This is a genomic window from Alsobacter sp. R-9 (genome assembly GCF_054612375.1).
In genome coordinates, this window is record NZ_JBTSWJ010000003.1 from 504597 (window position 1) to 522411 (window position 17815).

A 17815-nucleotide genomic window follows, 5' to 3' on the forward strand; every position below is an offset into this window, starting at 1 on the left:
ACGCCAGAGAGCGCTGCGGGTCAGGCACGTTCAGGGGTCCGGGGAACAGGTGGCGGTCTGCACCGCGACACGGCCGACGGATTCGGGAACGGTCGGCCACGCGGGAATGTCGCCGGACCTGCGACGGAACGAGCGGACCCTGGGGGCGGCGGGAATGAGCATACAGGTTGTCGTCGGCAAGAAGCGGATCGATGTGCGCAAGCTGCTCGTCGATCAGAATCTGTTCGACGAGGCATACTATCTCGCCTCCCATCCCGACATCCGAGAGGCAGGCGTCGACGCGTTCGAGCACTTCTTCCTTTACGGCCACAAGGAAGGCCGCAAGCCGAACCCGCTGTTCGATCCGCTCTGGTACACGGCGTCCAACCAGGACGTGGCCTCCACCGACATCCAGCCGCTCCTGCACTACGTCCTCTACGGCGAGAGCGAGTCGCGGCGGCCTTCTCCGCTGTTCGATCCGGGCTGGTACCGCTCGCGCTACGGCGTCGCCGAGGGCGAGAGCTGCCTCGGGCACTATCTCTGCAACAGGACCGGCGCCTTCAGCCCGATTCCGGAGTTCGATGCCGAGTACTACCTGAAGACGTACAAGGACGTCGCGGGAGCCGGCGTCGACCCGTTCGAGCACTTCATGAACTACGGCTACCGCGAGGGCCGCAATCCCTCCGCCGAGTTCGACACGCGCTTCTATGTCCAGCGCTACTTCCAGGGCCAGGCCGAGCAGAACCCGCTCATCCACTTCCTGGAGAACCGCGGGCAGCCCGGCATCTACTCGCGCCCGCCGGAGAACGAGGCTACCATTCCGGCGGAGATCCGCCGCTTCACCAAGCCGAGCAGCCACTTCGAGGAGCCGCGCGCCGTCAAGGCGGCAGCGAAGAAGCGGGCGAAGGTGCTCTGCTACTATCTCACGCAATTCCACGCCTTCCCCGAGAACGACCGCTGGTGGGGCACCGGTTTCACCGAGTGGACGAACATCGCGAGGGGCGTGCCGCGCTTCAAGAACCACTACCAGCCGCGGGTCCCTCGCGACCTCGGCTTCTACAACCTCATGAACCTCGACGTGATGCGCCGCCAGGTGGAGATGGCGCAGAGCGCGGGTGTCCACGGCTTCGTCTTCTACTACTACTCCTTCAACGGCCACCGGCTGATGGAGAAGCCGCTCGAGCAGTTCCTCGGCGCCCGCGACATCGACATGCCGTTCTGCCTGATGTGGGCGAACGAGAACTGGACCCGCCGCTGGGACGGCGAGGAGAGCGAGGTCCTGATCGCGCAGAACTACGACCCGGAAGACGACGCGGCGCTCGTCGCCGACTTCGCCCGCCATTTCGCCGATCCCCGCTACATCCGCGTCGGTGACCGCCCGCTGCTGATGGTCTATCGCCCGGGCATCATCCCCGACAGCAAGGAGACGCTGGCGCGCTGGCGGACGCTGTTCCGCGACAACCACGGCGAGGACCCGATCCTCGTCATGGCGCAGACGTTCAACCAGAAGGACCCGACCGAGTTCGGGCTCGACGGAGCCATCGAGTTCCCGCCGCACAAGGTCACCGCCGAGATCCGTCAGGTGAATGACCAGATCCAGCTGATGGACGACACGTTCGGGGGGCAGGTCTTCTCCTACGACGACGTGGTGCGGCACTCGCTCGAGGAGCCCAATCCTCCTTATCCGCTGATCAAGACGGTCGTGCCCAGTTGGGACAACGACGCCCGGCGGCAGGGCACCGGTCTCGTCGTCCACGGCTCCACGCCGGCCAAGTACGAACGCTGGCTGTCCGCCCTCGTCGAGAGGGCGCAGCGCGAGCGCTTCTTCGGCGAGTCCTTCGTCTGCGTGAACGCGTGGAACGAGTGGTGCGAGGGGGCCTATCTGGAGCCTGACCTGCACTTCGGCTCTGCCTATCTCAATGCCACCGGGCGGGCGATCACCGGCCTCTCCGCGGACGTGCAGACGCCGCGGCTGCTTCTCGTGGGGCACGACGCCTTCCCCAGCGGCGCGCAGCACCTTCTGCTCAACATTGGCCGCACGCTCAGGAACGGGTTCGGAATCGAAGTCGAGTATCTCCTGCTCGGGCCGGGCGCCATGGAGGACGACTACGCGCGGGTCGCGCCGACGACCGTCGTTCCCGAGCCTTCCCGCCTCGCCCAGAAGATTCTCGAGTTCCGCGAGCGGGGGTTCCGCCACGCGGTCGCCAACACGGTCGTGACCGGAGAGGCCGTCAAGGTGCTGGCTGACGCCGGGATCCGGGTGGTGCTCCTCGTCCACGAATTACCCCGGATCCTCAAGGAAAAGGGACTCGAGACCCGCGCCCGTATCGGCATGCGCGCCGCCGACCAGGTGATCTTCGCGGCGGAGTTCGTCCGCGACCGTACCGCCGGAGCCCTGGGCCTGACGGGTGCCTCGAACTTCCTCATCCGCCCGCAAGGCAGCTACAAGGCCGTTGCGTTCTCGGAGGAGGCGCGCGCCGGCGTGCGCGAAGAACTCGGTCTCGGCCCTGACGACCGGCTCGTGATCGGCGTCGGCTATGCCGACATGCGCAAGGGCTTCGATCTCTTCCTCCAGACCTGGCGTCTGATGGGCCAGCAGGGGCCCGGCACGCACTTCTGCTGGATCGGGGACATGGACCCCGTGATGGCCGAGTGGTTCGGGCCGGAGATCGAGGATGCGAAGGCCTCGGGCACTTTCCACGTCACGGGGTACAGGAAGGACGTCGAGGCCTTCTTCTCGGCGGCCGACGCGTTCGTCCTGACCTCGCGCGAGGACCCGTTCCCGACGGTGGTGCTCGAGGCGCTGGCGGTCGGGCTGCCGGTCTTCGCCTTCGACCGCAGCGGCGGCATTCCCGACTTCCTGCGGGAGGGAGACCTTGGCTGCGTCGTCCCCTACGGCGACACGGCAGCACTGGCGGGGGAACTGGGTCGTCAGCTGTCGGCCGGCGTCTCCGAGGAGGTCCGGGAGCGCTATCGGGCCACGATCGAGGAGCGCTTCGGCTTCACCGACTATGTCCGCGACCTGCTTCACGTCGCCGTGCCTGACCTTCCGTCGATCTCGGTCGTCGTGCCGAACTACAACTACGCGCACTGCATGGAGGAGCGTCTCACCACGATCTTCGAGCAGTCGCACCCCGTGGAGGAGATCGTCGTCCTCGACGATGCGTCGAGCGACAACAGCGTCTCGGTGATCTGCGACGTCGCCCAGTCGCGCGACCGCGACGTGCTCCTGGCCGTCAACGAGAAGAATTCCGGATCGGTCTTCGCGCAGTGGATGAAGGCGGCCGAGATGGCGAGGGGGGAGTTCGTCTGGATCGCGGAGGCGGACGACCTGTCGGAACGCACGTTCCTGTCGACGCTCGTCAACCTGATGCGGACCGACCCGGCGATCGACATCGCGTTCTCGGATTCGCGCGCCATCGACATGCAGGGCGGCCCGGTTTTCGACAGCTACAAGCCCTACTTCGGGACCATCGAGCCTGGCGCGCTGACGCGGACCCAGATCTTCGACGGCAACGACTTCGTGTCGCGCTACCTGGGCATCAAGAACGTGATCCTGAACGTCAGTTCGGTCCTCTGGCGCCGCGACGCGTTGCGGCGTGCGCTGGAGGCGAGCTGGTCGGATCTCAAGCGCCTCAGGATGGCCGGCGACTGGCGGATCTATCTCGAGGTCCTGTCGTGGCCCGGCGCCAAGATCGCCTACAGCGCCGACATGCTGAACGTTCACCGCCGCCACTCGGCGAGCGTGACTCACAGCCTCGACAAGAAGGCCCACGTGGGCGAGATCCGCACGCTGCAGGAGTTCGCCGCGTCGAGCTTCAAGCTTCCGCCGCGCTGCCGCAAGGCGCAGGGCGATTACCTGCGCGAGGTGACCGAACAACTTCTGGGCTCGAAGCAAGGGGCCGTCTTCTAGCCCGGACAACTGGTCCGGCACGCGGGGGCAGTTGCCGGGCCTGAACATCGAGACGATGGGTGGGACGTCGACATGAAGGGATACGTCGAAAGCGCGGACTTTCGGGTTGTCTCGGGCTGGGCCTACGACCCGGCCCGCCCGGATGCCGCCGTGGAGGTCGAGGTGCTGGACGGCGACCGGCCGTTGCTGCGCGCACTCGCCGACGAGTTGCGCGGCGACCTTCAGGCGGCCGGCCTCGGGAACGGGTGCCACGGCTTCCGCGTCAGGTTGCCGGACGGCCTGCTCCCCGCCAGTCGCCACGTCCTGCGCATTCGCTACGCCGGCACCGACGTCGACGTGCCGGGTTCCCCCTGCGTGCTCGAGGTGCAGGGTGGCTTCCGCGCCACCCGCGCGGCCGATCTGACGCGTGACTACGTGGCGCGCGAAATCGCCGGTGCCCGCGTCGCCGCCGATCTTGGCCCGGCGATCGGTTTCGTGCTCCAGCAACTGGACCAGCTTCTCGAGGCCCGGAGCCGGCTGACGGACGCTGGCGTCGGGCCCGAAGCCGGGCTCTCCGACGGCGTCTCCGGGAACGCGCTGCGCAATCTCCTGCAGGATCTCCAGACGAGCTATCCGCCGCTGGCACTTCAGCGATCGGCGCGGCCCGACCTCAGCATCATCCTGCCGGCGTTCAACCAGTTCCACGAGGTCTACGCCACCGTGCGCAGCATCGCGGAGCACGAGAGCAGGTTCAGCACGGAAGTCATCGTCGTCGATGTCGGCTCGGAAGACCTGCTGATGCTGTCTTCCTTCGTGTTTCCGCCGGCGGTTCGCGTCTTCCGCACGAAAGGCCGCGAGGGTTGGACCAACGCCGTCAGGGCGGGCATGGCGCTGGTGTCGGCTCCCGTGGTCTGGGTCATGGACCCTGGTCTCACGCTGGCGGCCGGCGCCGTCGACGGACTCATGGAGTGCCTGGCTGCGGATCCGGGTATCGCGCTGGTGTCTCCGGTCATCGCCGACCAGAACAACAGGGTCCTCGAGGCCGGGAAGATCATCTCGCCCCTTGGTGAAATCTCTGCCGACCATGGCGGGCTGGACGTCGATTCACCGGCCGTGACGGTCACGCGCGATTGCGCCGTGGCGTCGCACCTCGCCATGGCGTTCCGGCGCTCGCTCTGGCAGCGCCTGCAGGGTTTCGACCGCGCCTACGATCCCGCGGGGCACCACGAGGCCGACTTCACCGCCAGAACCCGCGCGGCCGGCTTCCGCTCCATCGTCGCCGGACATGTCCGTCTCGGGGCCCGGGGAGGAATTGGCGAGCGCTGGAAGGCACGCTGGCCGGTCGAGAACCATCTGCGCCACTGGCTTGACCGCTGGTCGGGCGAGGAGCGCTCCAGGCTGCCGGCATCCAGGCCGTCCATCCTCTTCATCGACGACCATGTGCCGACACCCGATCGCGACGCGGGCTCGCGGGCGATCGTGGACCACATGCTGGCCTTCCAGCGAATGGGCTACGATGTCTCGTTCATGCCGAACATCACCGCGAGCCGGATCGACCCGCAGACTCGGGCCCTCGAGGATTGCGGCGTGCGCTGCCTCGTTGCCCCGTTCGTCCACGAGGTGCGGGACGCCGTCCAGATCAACGACGGGCCCTTCGACGCGGTCTACCTGCACCGCTACACGACGGCGATGAGACGGATGGACAGCATCCGCGCCGTCATGCCCGGGGCCCGGGTGCTCCTGAATGTTGCCGATCTTCACGCACTTCGGGTGGCGCGGGAGGCCGAGCTTGCAGGGAGCGACGAGATGCGGGCCCGCGCGCGGCAGGTCGAGGCCGACGAGGTCGGGATGATCAGGCTCGCGGACGCCACGATCGTGCACTCGCATGTCGAGCGCGACCTGCTCAAGGATCGCTTCGCCATCACGGACGTCCACGTGGTCCCCTGGTCCATGCCGCTTGCATCGCCGATCGAGGACTGGCAGCGCCGGACCGAGCTCGCCTTCGTCGGCAGTGGTCGTCACCGGCCGAACATCGACTGCATCGACTATCTTCTGAGCGAGATCATGCCACGCGTCCGCGAGCGACTGCCCGACGTCGGGCTGAGGCTGATCGGACCCGACATCCCGCTCGAGTATGCCGACGACGCGCGGCGCGTCCGCGTCGATGGATGGGTTCCGAGCCTGCCCGGCGCCTTGTCGACTGCGCGTCTGACGGTGGCTCCCCTTCGCTTCGGCGCCGGCGTCAAGGGAAAGGTCCTCGACAGCTGGGCGCTCGGCATTCCCTGCGTCATGTCGTCCATGGCGGCCGAGGGATTGCCCGTCGACCGGCTGCCGCACGGCACCGTCTTCGACGGCCCGGATGCGTTCGCAGAGAACCTGGTCAGGCTCTACCAGTCGCCTGATGTGCTGGAGCAACTCAGCACGGCATCTCAGTCCATCATTTCGTCGCTCTATTCGAGGCGGGAGGTCGAGCAATGTTTCTCAAGGATTTTCGCCCATATGGAAGCATCGCGACTGCCGCAGAGTGTGAGATCATGAAGCCGATGCGTGTCTTCCTGCTGGGCGCGACGCCCGAGTTCGACGTGGCTCCGGGTCAGTCCATCGACCATCGGCTTGCCAAGACGGGGGGCAACACCGGCAACCAGGTGATCGCGCACGGACTTCTGCGCACGATCGAGTATCAGCACGTCTCCTGGGACTACGGGATCGGTCCGCGTCGGGTCGACGAGGAGTACGACCTGATCCTGATTGCCGCAGCCAATTTCCTGTTTCCGGGCTTTGATTTCGGCGGCATGGCCTCGTTCATCGAGAGCACGAAGCTCCCCGTCGCCGTGGCTGGTCTCGGCGCGCAGAGCAATGACTACTCGCCGGCGATCGATCTCAAGCCCGGCACCGAGCGTCTGGTGAAGGTCCTGTCCGAAAGGGCCAGGACGATCGGCGTGCGCGGACACTTCACGGCCGAGGTGCTGGCGCAGCGCGGCGTCCACAACGTGAAGGTGCTCGGCTGCCCGTCCTTCTACATGCGCGGTGATCGTGGCTACGCGGTCGAACGAAGCCTCGCCACTCATCCGCGCGTCGCCCTGAACCTTTCGCGGGACGTGGTGAAGCATTCCTTCAACCCGGAGTTGGTGCTCGGGCTGCTCGCCAAAGCCATGACGTTCGCCGTCCAGAATGGTGCCGATTTCGTCGCGCAGACCGAGCAGCAGGAGATGCGCATCCCGGACCTGCCGCCGGGCAGCGAGCGGGACGCCATGGTGGCGCAGATCGCGCAGGCCTATTTCAACGGAGCAGAGCCGCCTGCCGGCTTCCGCGAGTGGACCGAAAGCCATCTCCTGACGTTCTGGTCCGTCGCGGAGTGGGTGGACGCCATGACCCGGTACGGCTTCGTGTTCGGCCAGCGGTTCCACGGCAACATGATCGCCCTGGCCTCGGGAACGCCGGCGGTCTGGATCCATCACGACAGCCGGACCGAAGAGATGTGCCGGTTCTTCGGCCTGCCGGCCGTGTCCCTGGAGGACGCCTCCCGTCGTGAGATCGCTTCGCTGGCGGACGCGTTCTCGATCGAGGGGATCAACGCACGTTACCCGGCGCTCCTGGCCGAGTACCGTTCGTTCCTGTCCGACAACGGGCTCTCGCCGGTCCGCCAGAGGGCAGCGGCGCACACGGCCGCGGCGTAGAAGGGCGGCCACCGGCGCGCCGCCAGCCATGCATTCGGCTCTCGTCAGGGCGGAGAGGATCCGCCGGCCTGGCGGAGAGGGCGGGCCCTGCCGACGATGCCGTCGGCGCGCGATCCTTCGCATGACGGATCGAGCGACACGAAGCGGTCGGAACCGCGTCCCTGGCACCGGTAGACGACGGCGGTGCCTTCCAGAGCATCCTCGAACGAGTACCCGAGCAGCGAGTGCAGCCTGCCCCGGTTCTCGCAGTCCCGCCGCAGCGACGGGAAGTCCGCGCCCGAGGTGTCGATGCACCGGAAGATCGGAGAGGCCGGCGCACCGGGGCGGGGCGCCTCGCTGAATCGGAGCACCGCTTCCACGGTGCCTGCGGTCTCGCCTGCCTCGCGGGCCTCGCGACGGGATCCGTCCGGCGTCCGGATCCGGAACAGCGTGTAGTCCGCTTCGCCCTTCTTACGCAGGCTTGGAGTGGTGTCTGTCTGGACGTTCGCCGCCTGACGTGCCCTTGTCAGGTTGGAGAACGCATAGTCGAAACCATGCACGGTGTTGTCCGTGATCGAGACGGTATCGTCCACGGAGAGCCCGCGATTGCCGAAGAAGGCCTGCCCCGCGCTGTTGAACAGGTAGTTCCGTGTCATCACGACGGACTGCAACCGCTTTGGCCCGAGTTCGATCCCCCACACGACGGGGTTGTCACAACCCCTGCAGCCCCCATCGCCGATGACGTTCTCGCTGATGGTCACGTTTGCGGCGTCGGGAACGTAGATCTGCCCGCCATTGTAGGGCTTGCCCATGGCCCTGTTGGGATAGGCTCCGGCGAAATGGTTGGCGTTGAGGACGTTCCGGGCCACGACGTTGTCACCCGGCGCGTCCCCGTCGACGCCCTGCAGGGCGATGCCGTTCGCACGGCTACGGGCGACGACGCTGTCGGTGATCGAGATGCTGCGGCTCGGCTCGCCACGGAAGGCCCCGACATAGATCCCGACGATCCCCGCGTCTGCCACCGCGCCGCCCGCGAAAGCCACGGAGCGACTGCCGAGAATCGACACGCCGAAGCGCTTGGCGTGGAACACGCTGACCGCGCGCAGCGCGACACCCGACGAGCGCTGCACCGAAAGCGTGTCGGCGCAGGACTCCTCGGGGCGGCAGGGAGCACCGTCCGCCTCGTCGAGGTCGAGGTCCCGGACCTCGATGTTCCGGGCCTCGGAGATCCGCAGGGCATGGCAGTCGCGTTGGCCGGACAGCCGGCGGATCCGATGTCCGCCACCCTCGACGATGAGCCCGTCGATCCCCTTGAGGTCGATCAGCGCGCCGCCACCCCCGCAGCAGCCGCGGGCACAGGTGACGTCCCCGGTGAAGCGGATCACCCGAAGCGTCGGCGCGGACGAGACGCAAGCGCGCAGGCTCTCCAGGTCCCGGACTTCGCAAGCGGGGCCGGCAGCGGGCTGGCCGGCCGCGACGGATGACCACCCCGTCAAGCCGACGAAAGCGATGGCCGCAAGTGTCGCACGGCCGGCCGTCACGAAGTCACCCCCGCCCCACGCCGACGTACTGGAAGCCCCTGCGCCGCATGTCGTCGGGGCGGTAGATGTTGCGCAGGTCGACGACGACGGGGCTCTTCATGAGGCCGTGGACGCGGCCGAGATCCAGCGCCCGGAAGGCGTCCCACTCGGTGACGATCACGAGGGCGTCCGCACCCTCGACGCAGGCATAGGCGTTGGGCGCATAGTCGACGCCTCCCAGCATGGCCCTCGCGGCCTCCATGCCCTCGGGATCGTAGGCACGGATGCGGGCGCCCTGGTCCTGCAGGGCGGTGATGATGGCGAGTGAGGGTGCGTCGCGCATGTCGTCGGTGTTCGGCTTGAAGGTCAGGCCGAGCACGGCCACGGTCTTGCCGCGCACGCTGCCGCCGCAGGCGGCGATCACCTTCTTGGCCATCGCACGCTTGCGCTGCTCGTTGACGGCGACCACCGTCTCGACGATCCGCACCGGGGTGCCGGCATCCTGCGCCGTCTTGGTCAGGGCCTGCGTGTCCTTGGGAAAGCACGAGCCGCCATAGCCGGGGCCTGCGTGCAGGAACTTGGAGCCGATGCGGTTGTCGAGGCCGATGCCGCGGGCGACCTCCTGCACGTCCGCGCCGACGGCCTCGCACAGGTCGGCGATCTCGTTGATGAAGGTGATCTTCACCGCGAGGAATGCGTTGCCGGCGTACTTGATGAGCTCCGACGTGCGGCGCGAGGTGAACAGGAGCGGCGCCTGGTTGAGGTAGAGCGGACGGTAGAGCTCGCTCATCACCTCACGGGCGCGGGCGTCGTCCGTGCCGATGACGATGCGGTCGGGGCGCTTGAAGTCGGCGATCGCTGCACCCTCGCGCAGGAACTCCGGGTTCGAGACCACGGCGAAGTCGCCGTCCGGGCGAACCTCCCGCAGGATGCGCTCCACCTCGTCGCCGGTCCCCACCGGAACCGTCGACTTGGTGACCACGACGAGGGGGCCCGCCGTGACCTCCGCGATCTCGCGGGCCACGGCGTAGACGTAGGAGAGGTCGGCATGGCCATCGCCGCGGCGCGACGGCGTCCCCACGGCGATGAAGGCCGCGTCGGCGCCGGAGAGGGCGGCGGCCAGGTCGGTCGTGAAGGTGAGGCGGCCCTCGCGGACGTTGGTCTCGACCAGGGTCTCCAGGCCGGGCTCGTAGATCGGGATCGCTCCTCCGCGCAGCGCCTCGATCTTCGCCGCGTCCTTGTCGACGCACGTCACCACGTGCCCGAAGTCGGCGAAACAGGCCCCCGAGACGAGCCCGACGTAACCCGAGCCGATCATTGCAACGCGCATTCTCTGTCTCCGTCACGATGCCCTGCCGATGGGGCGATCCCCGGGACAGGCCATGCAGGCTGCGGTTGCTTTAGATCGAAACGATCAACTTTTCCACGGTCGGCCCCGTCCATGGGGCATGCCATCGTCGCGCGGTCTGCCTTTCTGAACGGCAGATGTTGGCGATTCATTGTTCCCACGCGCTTTTCGATTGCCCGTTTCCTCTCGATCTCTTTCAAGAAAATTGAAACCGTCAATAATTAAGCTCGATTTACGTTTGTCTCGGGGTGGCTGCGTGGCACGGTCTCCCGGCCCGGCACCCGGCTCCTCCGGGGTGACGTCGGGCTGGCCCCGGTCTCTCGGAACGCGACATGATGCTGGCACAGAAGACGCGCGATGCGGCGAACGAAGCTCGTCACGAAATGTTTGAACAGCTGTCCATCCCCGAGGTGATCCTGGTGCGGCCCCGTCGCTTCGGCGATGCGCGCGGCTGGTTCATGGAGACATGGTCGCGTTCCGTCTTCGCGGCCGGCGGCATCGATGCGGATTTCGTGCAGGACAACCAGTCCTTCTCGGCGCAGGTGGGCACCGTCCGCGGGTTGCATTTCCAGCGGCCGCCGACGCCTCAGGCAAAGCTGGTGCGCGTGGTGCGGGGCGCGATCTTCGACGTCGCGGTGGACCTTCGCCGCCTGTCCCCGACCTATGGCCGCTGGTGCGCAGCGACGCTCACGGCGGAGGGCGGGGAACAGCTCTTCGTGCCGCGCGGCTTCGCGCACGGTTTCGCCACCCTGCAGCCGGACACAGAGGTCGCCTACAAGGTGGACGGCCCCTACGATCCCGCCTGCGACAGCGGCATCGCGTGGGATGATCCGGACCTCGGCATCCCCTGGCCGGTCGCGCCGGGCGCGGCGGTGCTTTCGGCCAAGGACAGGATGCAGCCGGCCTTCGCGGCCTTCGTTTCGCCCTTCGCGTGATCTTTCACTGGAACTCACTGCCATGACCGACACTCTTCCCCGGCGCATCCTCGTCACCGGCGGCGCCGGGTTCATCGGCTCCGCGCTGGTCCTCAAGCTCGTGCTGGAGCGCGGCATCGAGGTGCTGACGGTCGACGCCATGACCTATGCCGCCAATCCGGCCTCGCTGGCGGTCCTGAACGGACATCCCGGCCATCGCCTCGTCGAGGCCGACATCTGCGATGCACCCAGGATGCGGGCGCTGATCTCCGACTTCGCGCCGGGCGCGGTGATGCACCTCGCCGCGGAGAGCCACGTCGACCGCTCGATTACGGGGCCGGCGGCCTTCGTGCGCACCAACGTCATGGGCACGCAGTCGATGATCGACGCGGCGCGGGCCTATCATGGCGGGCTCGAGGGGGACGCGAAGGCGGCGTTCCGCTTCCTGCACGTGTCCACGGACGAGGTCTTCGGCTCGCTCGGGCCCACGGGCTACTTCGACGAGGAGACGCGCTACGACCCGCGCTCGCCCTATTCGGCGTCCAAGGCCGCGTCCGACCACCTCGTTCGCGCGGCCGGCGAGACCTACGGCCTGCCGATCCTCATCTCCAACTGCTCGAACAACTACGGCCCGCGGCAGTTCCCCGAGAAGCTGATCCCCCTGATGATCCTCAACGCGCTGGAGGGCAAGGCGCTGCCGGTCTACGGCGACGGCCAGAACGTGCGCGACTGGATCCACGTCGAGGACCACGCCGAGGCGCTGATCGGCATCGTCGGAAAGGGGCGCGTCGGCGAGACCTACTGCGTGGGAGCCCGCTCCGAGCGCACGAACCTGCAGGTCGTCAGGGCGCTCTGCGCCGCCATGGACCGGCTGCGCCCGGACGCGGGGCCGCACGAGCGGCTGATCACCTTCGTCGCGGACCGGCCGGGCCACGACCGGCGCTACGCGATCGACTCCGCCAAGGTCGAGCGCGAGATCGGCTGGAGCCCTTCGCGCAGCTTCGAGGCCGCGCTCGAGGACACGGTGCGGTGGTATCTCGACAACGAGCGGTGGTGGCAGCCGATCCGCACGGGCCGGTACCGCGGCGAGCGGCTCGGCCTCGTCGGCTGAGGCGGCACCATGGACATCCTCATCCTGGGCGGAGCGGGCCAGCTCGGGCTCGAACTGCAGCGCGCGCGCTGGCCGCAGGGGGTTGCGTTGTTCGCGCCCACCCGCGCCGATGTCGATCTCTCGGACATGGCGGCCGTCGCGCGCGTCGTGGCGGGACGGGCGTGGAAGGCGGTCATCAACGCCGCGGCCTATACGGCGGTGGACAAGGCCGAGAGCGACGTCGCCGCGGCCTGGACGCTGAATGCCGTTCTTCCCGCCGTATTGGCTCATGAGACGGCCAGGGCCGGCGTCCCGATCGTGCACGTCTCGACCGACTATGTCTTCGACGGCACGTCGCCCACCCCCTACGAGACGGACGATCCCGTGGCTCCCCTGGGTGTCTACGGCGCCAGCAAGGAGGGCGGCGAGCAGGGCGTTCGGACGGGCAATCCCCGCCACGCCATCGTGCGCACGGCATGGGTCGTGAGCCCGTTCCGGGCCAACTTCGTCAAGACCATGCTGCGCCTGGCGTCCGAGCGTCCCTCGCTGCGCGTCGTCGCCGACCAGCACGGCACGCCCACCGTCGCAGCTGACCTCGCGGCCGCCCTCGTCACGGTGGCGACGGCCCTTGCAAGGGGAGACGCGCCGACCGGCACGTTCCACTTCGCAAATGCCGGCGAGACCACGTGGCACGGCCTCGCCAGCGAGGTCATGGCCCTTTCGCGGAGCATGGGCGGACCGGGCGTTCCGGTCGAACCCATCGCCACCGCGGACTATCCGACGCCGGCCCGCAGGCCAGCCAACTCCAGATTGTCGACGTCCCGGATGACCCGCGACTACGGCATCGCGCCGCGGCCCTGGCAACAGGCCGTCGCCGACGTCGTGCAGGAACTCCAGGGCGCGCCCATGCACAAGAAGGTCATCGGGGCATGAAGGGCATCGTCCTCGCCGGAGGGTCCGGCACCAGGCTGCATCCGGCCACGCTGGCCATCAACAAGCAGCTGCTGCCGATCTACGACAAGCCGATGATCTACTATCCGGTGTCGGTGCTCATGCTCGCCGGCATTCGCGACATCCTGATCATCTCGTCGCCGGAATTCCTCGACAACTACCGCCGCCTGTTCGGCAGCGGCGACCAGTTCGGCGTGCGGTTCTCCTACGCCGTGCAACCGCGTCCCGAGGGCCTGGCGCAGGCGTTCATCATCGGCCGGGAGTTCGTTGGCGAGGATCGCGTGGCGCTCGTGCTGGGCGACAACATCTTCTACGGCGCAGGCCTCACCGGGCTCCTGAAGTCGGCGGCCGAGCGGGAGGGCGGGGCGACCGTCTTCGCCTATCACGTGGATGATCCGGAGCGATACGGCGTCGTGGCGCTCGACGCCCGCGGCCGGGCGACCGACATCGTGGAGAAGCCCAAGAACCCGGTGTCGTCCTGGGCGGTCACGGGCCTCTACTTCTACGACAACTCCGTGCTCGACATCGCCGCGGCGGTGAAGCCGTCGCCGCGCGGCGAACTGGAGATCACGGACGTCAACCGCGCCTATCTCCAGCGAGGGGACCTCCACGTCGAGCGGATGGGGCGCGGCTATACGTGGCTCGACACGGGCACGCACGACAGCCTCATCGAGGCCTCGGAGTTCGTGCGCACCATCCAGCGCCGCCAGGGCAACCAGATCGCCTGCCTGGAGGAGATCGCCTACCTCAACGGGTTCATCGACGCGCGCCAGCTCGAGGCGCACGCGAAGACCTACGAGAAGACGAGCTACGGGCAGGCCATGTATCGCCTGCTGCGCGAGACGAATCCGGCCGCCTGAGCGATGGGCCGGCCAAGAGCACGGCCGGCCCCCGAGGAGGGCGTGCGGTGCGTCGCCGAAGGCGCCACCGCGGCCGCGTTCCGTCAGTCCGCGCTCGATCCTGCCGGCGTGCTCTGCGCGGGAGCAGGCGTCGGCGGGTAGAGCCGGTCGAGTTGCCAGCAGCGCCGCCCTTGCGCTGAAAGCGTGGCAAGCACCGCCGCCATCATCCGCCCGTTGGCGAGCAGGAAGCCTTCCACCATCAGGATGCGCGGTTCGACGGGCAGGATGCGCGCGAGCAGCTCGGCGCCGCCGGCGGCAACCGCGTCGTCGTCGATGGCGGCGACGAGCTCGTGGATCCGGGTGGAGGTGAAGCGTTCGCGGACGAACGTTCCGAAGGGTCCGTCATCGGAGACGAACCCGGCCGCGACCTGCTGAAGCACATAATCGAGCGAGCATGTGGCGATGCCGCGCTCGGAGAAGTTGCGCAGCAGGCTGGTCTTCCCGGACTGAGGAGGGGCCGCCCCGAGCAGGACGTCCTGCCGCCAGTGCTGGACCCGCACGAGGAAGCGGCGCCAGTTCGGGAACAGGCCCTCTGCCTCCCGCTGCACGCGGAAGGCGGTGTCCCTGAGGAGTTCGCGTTCGAACAGCAGGCGGCCCGGAGCCTCCCACGTGCCGTCGGCGCCGTTCCGGACCGACCACGACCACAGCGGTTCGCCGCAGGCCTGCATGTCGATCAGGAGCGTTCCATCGTCTCCCGTACGCGCCAGCGTGGCCTCGATCACCTCCCGCGGCAGCCTTGCCCTGCGGTCGGCCCAGGACAGGACCACGTGGTCGAACCGGCGCGCGCCGAGGGCGGCAAGTCCGCGCAGCGCCGTGATGGCCGGCGCCGCACTCTGGTCGGGCCCGGCCGGGTCGAGGGGAACGCCCACCACGAAGCGGGCCCCCGCCTCGCGCGCGGCCCGGCCCAGCGTGCCGTCTCCGCATCCCACATGCAGCACCGACCGGCCCGCCAGATCGCTGACGGCGAGGTCCTCAAGGTGGGTGGGTGCGACGGCTGTCAAAACGAGGCTCCACGTGGACGACACGTGGCGTCCGACGCCCCATTATCAGGTGCCGCTTGTCCTTGAGTTAAGCGTGTGATGCCGGGCACGATGAACGAGGCGCAATTGGAGCGTCGCATCCATCCTGTCCCATTCCGGCGGTCTCATACTCCAACTGTCGGATGACCCTCTCGATCGAATGCGGGATGGCGCCATCATCATAGCGGGTCATGATGAAGGCAGCGCCGTCAGAACTGGCGATCGAGGGCTGGGGCGCATCCGGTGCGAGGACCGTCACGGAACGGGACCGAAAGCGCACAAAGCGGTTCAAAACTGTCATCACAATCACCTTGAACAAAAGCATCGAGAACAATGCTCGAAGGTGTCGGATGACTGGACTTGCTAATCAAAGAAAACATGCCAACAACGCTAACAAACTGGAAATGGCTTGCGCGAGAGGACCCGGCGCCGAGGAGAACTCCCGCCTTCGCGAAACGGGTCGTCTCTCCGAACGTCGCGTTATCCTGCCGGCATTGTCAGACCACAAGCGTATCGCCGCCCTTTAGGGACAGCATCTGCCGTGCTTCGTCGGGTGTGGCAAGGGAGTACCCTAGGCCTTCGATGATCTGCCGCGCAAGACGAACCTGCTCGGCATTGCTCTCGGCCAGCTTGCCCGGACCGGCCCACAGCGAATCCTCCAGGCCGACCCGCACGTGACCGCCCATCGCCGCTGCCATCGCGGCCACTGGAAGCTGATTACGTCCTGCGCCCAGCACGGACCAGGCATAGGCTTCGCCGAACAGGCGATCGGCCGTCCGCTTCATGTGCATGACGTCGTCCGGGTGCGCGCCGATGCCGCCGAGGAGCCCGAAGACCGTTTGGACGAAAAGGGGGGGCTTGACCAACCCGCGCTCGAGGAAATGGGCGAGGTTGTAGAGATGGGCCGTGTCGTAGCATTCGAACTCGAAGCGCGTCCCCGTCGCGGAGAGCGTCGTGAGCACGTATTCGATGTCCCGGAACGTGTTGCGGAAGAGGATGTCCTTGTTACCCAGGTACTCCGGCTCCCAGGAATGCTTGAATGCCTTGAAGCGGTTCAGCATGCCGAAGAGCCCAAAGTTCATCGATCCCATGTTCAGGGACGCGACCTCCGGCATGAAGGTGGCCGCCGGGCGCACGCGCTCCTCGACGCGCATCGTCGGCGCACCGCCCGTGGTGAGGTTCACGACGCAGTTCGATCGCTGCTTGATCACCTTCAGGAACGGCGCGAAGGCCTCGGGTGTCTGGTCAGGCTGTCCGGTGGCGGGGTTGCGGGCGTGCAGGTGCACGATCGCCGCCCCAGCCTCGGCGGCCCCGATCGCCGCCTCGGCGATCTCCTCGGCCGTGACCGGCAACGCCGGCGACATGGAAGGGGTGTGGATGGCGCCGGTGACGGCGCAGGTGATGATGACCTTGCGTGACATGGCGGTTCCGATCAGTCGGTTGCGGGGTCTTGCGATTGCTTGTGCCGGCGCAGCGCCGCGAGCCGTTCGTTGCGCCACGCCGTCCGGTCCGCGATGCGCCGTGCGTCCGCGGGCGATAACCACGTAGTCTTAACGCGCTCGAGGGACGCTTCGTCAAAGGCGCTGGCGCCTGCTGCTTGCGCGGCGATGCGCCTGTAGAAGCCCATGTAGCGATCGCAATACTCCGAAAGCCCGCCCGGGGAATTCAGGTCGATCGTCTCGAACGGGCCCATGAAGCTCCAGCGCAAGCCGAGGCCATCCTTGATCGTGTGATCGACGTCCTGCGGCGACATCACGCCCTCGGCGACAAGCCGGAACGCCTCGGCGAGAACCGCTCCCTGAAGCCGGTTGAGCACGAAGCCCTCGACCTCCTTGCGCACCATCACGGGCACCTGACCTATGCTTGTGTAAATGGCGGTCGCCTGTTCCACGACGGTCGGATTGGTCCACGGCGCTGGGCAAACCTCGACGAGCGGAACGAGATGGGGCGGGTTCACCGGATGGCCAACGAGGCATCTCTGGCGATGGGCGAGGCTCTCGGTGAAGCGCGAGGGCACAACGGCCGACGTCGACGAGGCCAGGATGGCGTCCGCGTCGGCGAGGCGGTCGAGTTCTGAAAAGATCGATCGCTTGGCCTCCTCGGTCTCGGGGCCGTTCTCCTGGACGAAACAGGCGCCCGAGACGGCCTCCGCCAGGCTGCCGACGACATGAACGGACCGGCGAGCGCTCTCGGGATCGTCGCAGAGGCCGTGGCGGGCGAGAAGGTGCAACTCGGTCGCGATCCGCTCCGGCGCATGGGCGAGCACCTCGGGGACCGGATCAAAGACCCGCACCTCCCAGCCGGAGCGGGCGAAGAGCGCGGCCCACGCTCGGCCGATCAGTCCTGCTCCGATGATGGCGACGGTCGGGGTCTGCGTCATGGGTCATGTCCCACATGGCCGGTTCGGCCGTTCCCGCTGATCCTCCAGCATCGCACGCCAGAAGCAAGGGCCGCCGGACCATATCCATCCATCCGTTCTGGGTCGTGACCTCCGCTCGCGGCTCGTCTAAGAGTGCCACGAATTGGCATGGCGCGGGCAAAGGACGA

Annotated in this window: 12 protein-coding genes; 7 read left to right on the forward strand and 5 right to left on the reverse strand. The window is 67.6% G+C overall.

Translation table 11 applies throughout. The features are described 5' to 3' along the window. The first annotated feature begins 154 nt into the window (after positions 1-154). The 3 genes from ACX9GQ_RS07850 (at position 155) to ACX9GQ_RS07860 (ending at position 7548) form a co-directional block, all read left to right on the forward strand. Positions 155-3892 carry a glycoside hydrolase family 99-like domain-containing protein gene (locus tag ACX9GQ_RS07850; RefSeq protein ID WP_459628949.1) on the forward strand — a complete coding sequence of 1246 codons (3738 nt, stop codon included), beginning with the start codon at positions 155-157 and terminating at the stop codon, positions 3890-3892. Positions 3893-3964: 72 nt separating this feature from the next. Beyond that, on the forward strand, positions 3965-6409 hold the full coding sequence (locus tag ACX9GQ_RS07855; RefSeq protein WP_459628950.1) for a glycosyltransferase: 2445 nt from the start codon (positions 3965-3967) through the stop codon (positions 6407-6409). Continuing rightward, complete coding sequence (locus ACX9GQ_RS07860; protein WP_459628951.1) at positions 6406-7548, forward strand: polysaccharide pyruvyl transferase family protein; 1143 nt, start codon at positions 6406-6408, stop codon at positions 7546-7548. Before ACX9GQ_RS07855 ends, ACX9GQ_RS07860 begins: the two co-directional genes overlap by 4 nt. Positions 7549-7592: 44 nt before the next feature. Here ACX9GQ_RS07860 and ACX9GQ_RS07865 read toward each other — a convergent pair whose 3' ends face one another. Both ACX9GQ_RS07865 and ACX9GQ_RS07870 read right to left on the reverse strand, forming a co-directional pair. Next, complete coding sequence (locus ACX9GQ_RS07865) at positions 7593-8912, reverse strand: right-handed parallel beta-helix repeat-containing protein (protein ID WP_459628952.1); 1320 nt, start codon at positions 8910-8912, stop codon at positions 7593-7595. 160 nt (positions 8913-9072) lie between these two features. Beyond that, on the reverse strand, positions 9073-10377 hold the full coding sequence (locus ACX9GQ_RS07870; protein WP_459628953.1) for a UDP-glucose dehydrogenase family protein: 1305 nt from the start codon (positions 10375-10377) through the stop codon (positions 9073-9075). A gap of 401 nt (positions 10378-10778) precedes the next feature. Between ACX9GQ_RS07870 and rfbC the strand changes: the two genes are divergently transcribed. From rfbC to rfbA, 4 genes are read left to right on the forward strand one after another with little or no spacing between them, the layout of a single operon-like run. Then, positions 10779-11330, forward strand: a complete 552-nt coding sequence (rfbC, locus tag ACX9GQ_RS07875) for a dTDP-4-dehydrorhamnose 3,5-epimerase (protein ID WP_459628954.1) — start codon at positions 10779-10781, stop codon at positions 11328-11330. Positions 11331-11352: 22 nt separating this feature from the next. Continuing rightward, complete coding sequence (rfbB, locus tag ACX9GQ_RS07880) at positions 11353-12420, forward strand: dTDP-glucose 4,6-dehydratase (RefSeq protein ID WP_459628955.1); 1068 nt, start codon at positions 11353-11355, stop codon at positions 12418-12420. Positions 12421-12429: 9 nt separating this feature from the next. Continuing rightward, on the forward strand, positions 12430-13332 hold the full coding sequence (rfbD, locus tag ACX9GQ_RS07885) for a dTDP-4-dehydrorhamnose reductase (RefSeq protein WP_459628956.1): 903 nt from the start codon (positions 12430-12432) through the stop codon (positions 13330-13332). Next, positions 13329-14210 carry a glucose-1-phosphate thymidylyltransferase RfbA gene (rfbA, locus tag ACX9GQ_RS07890; RefSeq protein WP_459628957.1) on the forward strand — a complete coding sequence of 294 codons (882 nt, stop codon included), beginning with the start codon at positions 13329-13331 and terminating at the stop codon, positions 14208-14210. The genes rfbD and rfbA overlap by 4 nt, the downstream gene beginning before the upstream one ends. A gap of 83 nt (positions 14211-14293) precedes the next feature. On the opposite strand, the gene ACX9GQ_RS07895 is transcribed toward rfbA, so the two are convergent. The 3 genes from ACX9GQ_RS07895 to ACX9GQ_RS07905 form a co-directional block, all read right to left on the reverse strand. Continuing rightward, positions 14294-15250: a class I SAM-dependent methyltransferase gene (locus ACX9GQ_RS07895; RefSeq protein WP_459628958.1), complete on the reverse strand. Its 957-nt coding sequence runs from the start codon at positions 15248-15250 to the stop codon at positions 14294-14296. A gap of 515 nt (positions 15251-15765) precedes the next feature. Next, a complete protein-coding gene (locus ACX9GQ_RS07900; protein ID WP_459628959.1) occupies positions 15766-16689 on the reverse strand; it encodes a beta-keto acid cleavage family enzyme in 924 nt (307 codons plus the stop codon). Between the two features lie 11 nt (positions 16690-16700). After that, the gene (locus tag ACX9GQ_RS07905) at positions 16701-17648 is read right to left on the reverse strand and encodes a 3-hydroxyacyl-CoA dehydrogenase (RefSeq protein WP_459628960.1); all 948 of its coding nucleotides are present in this window, start codon (positions 17646-17648) and stop codon (positions 16701-16703) included. Positions 17649-17815 lie beyond the last annotated feature (167 nt).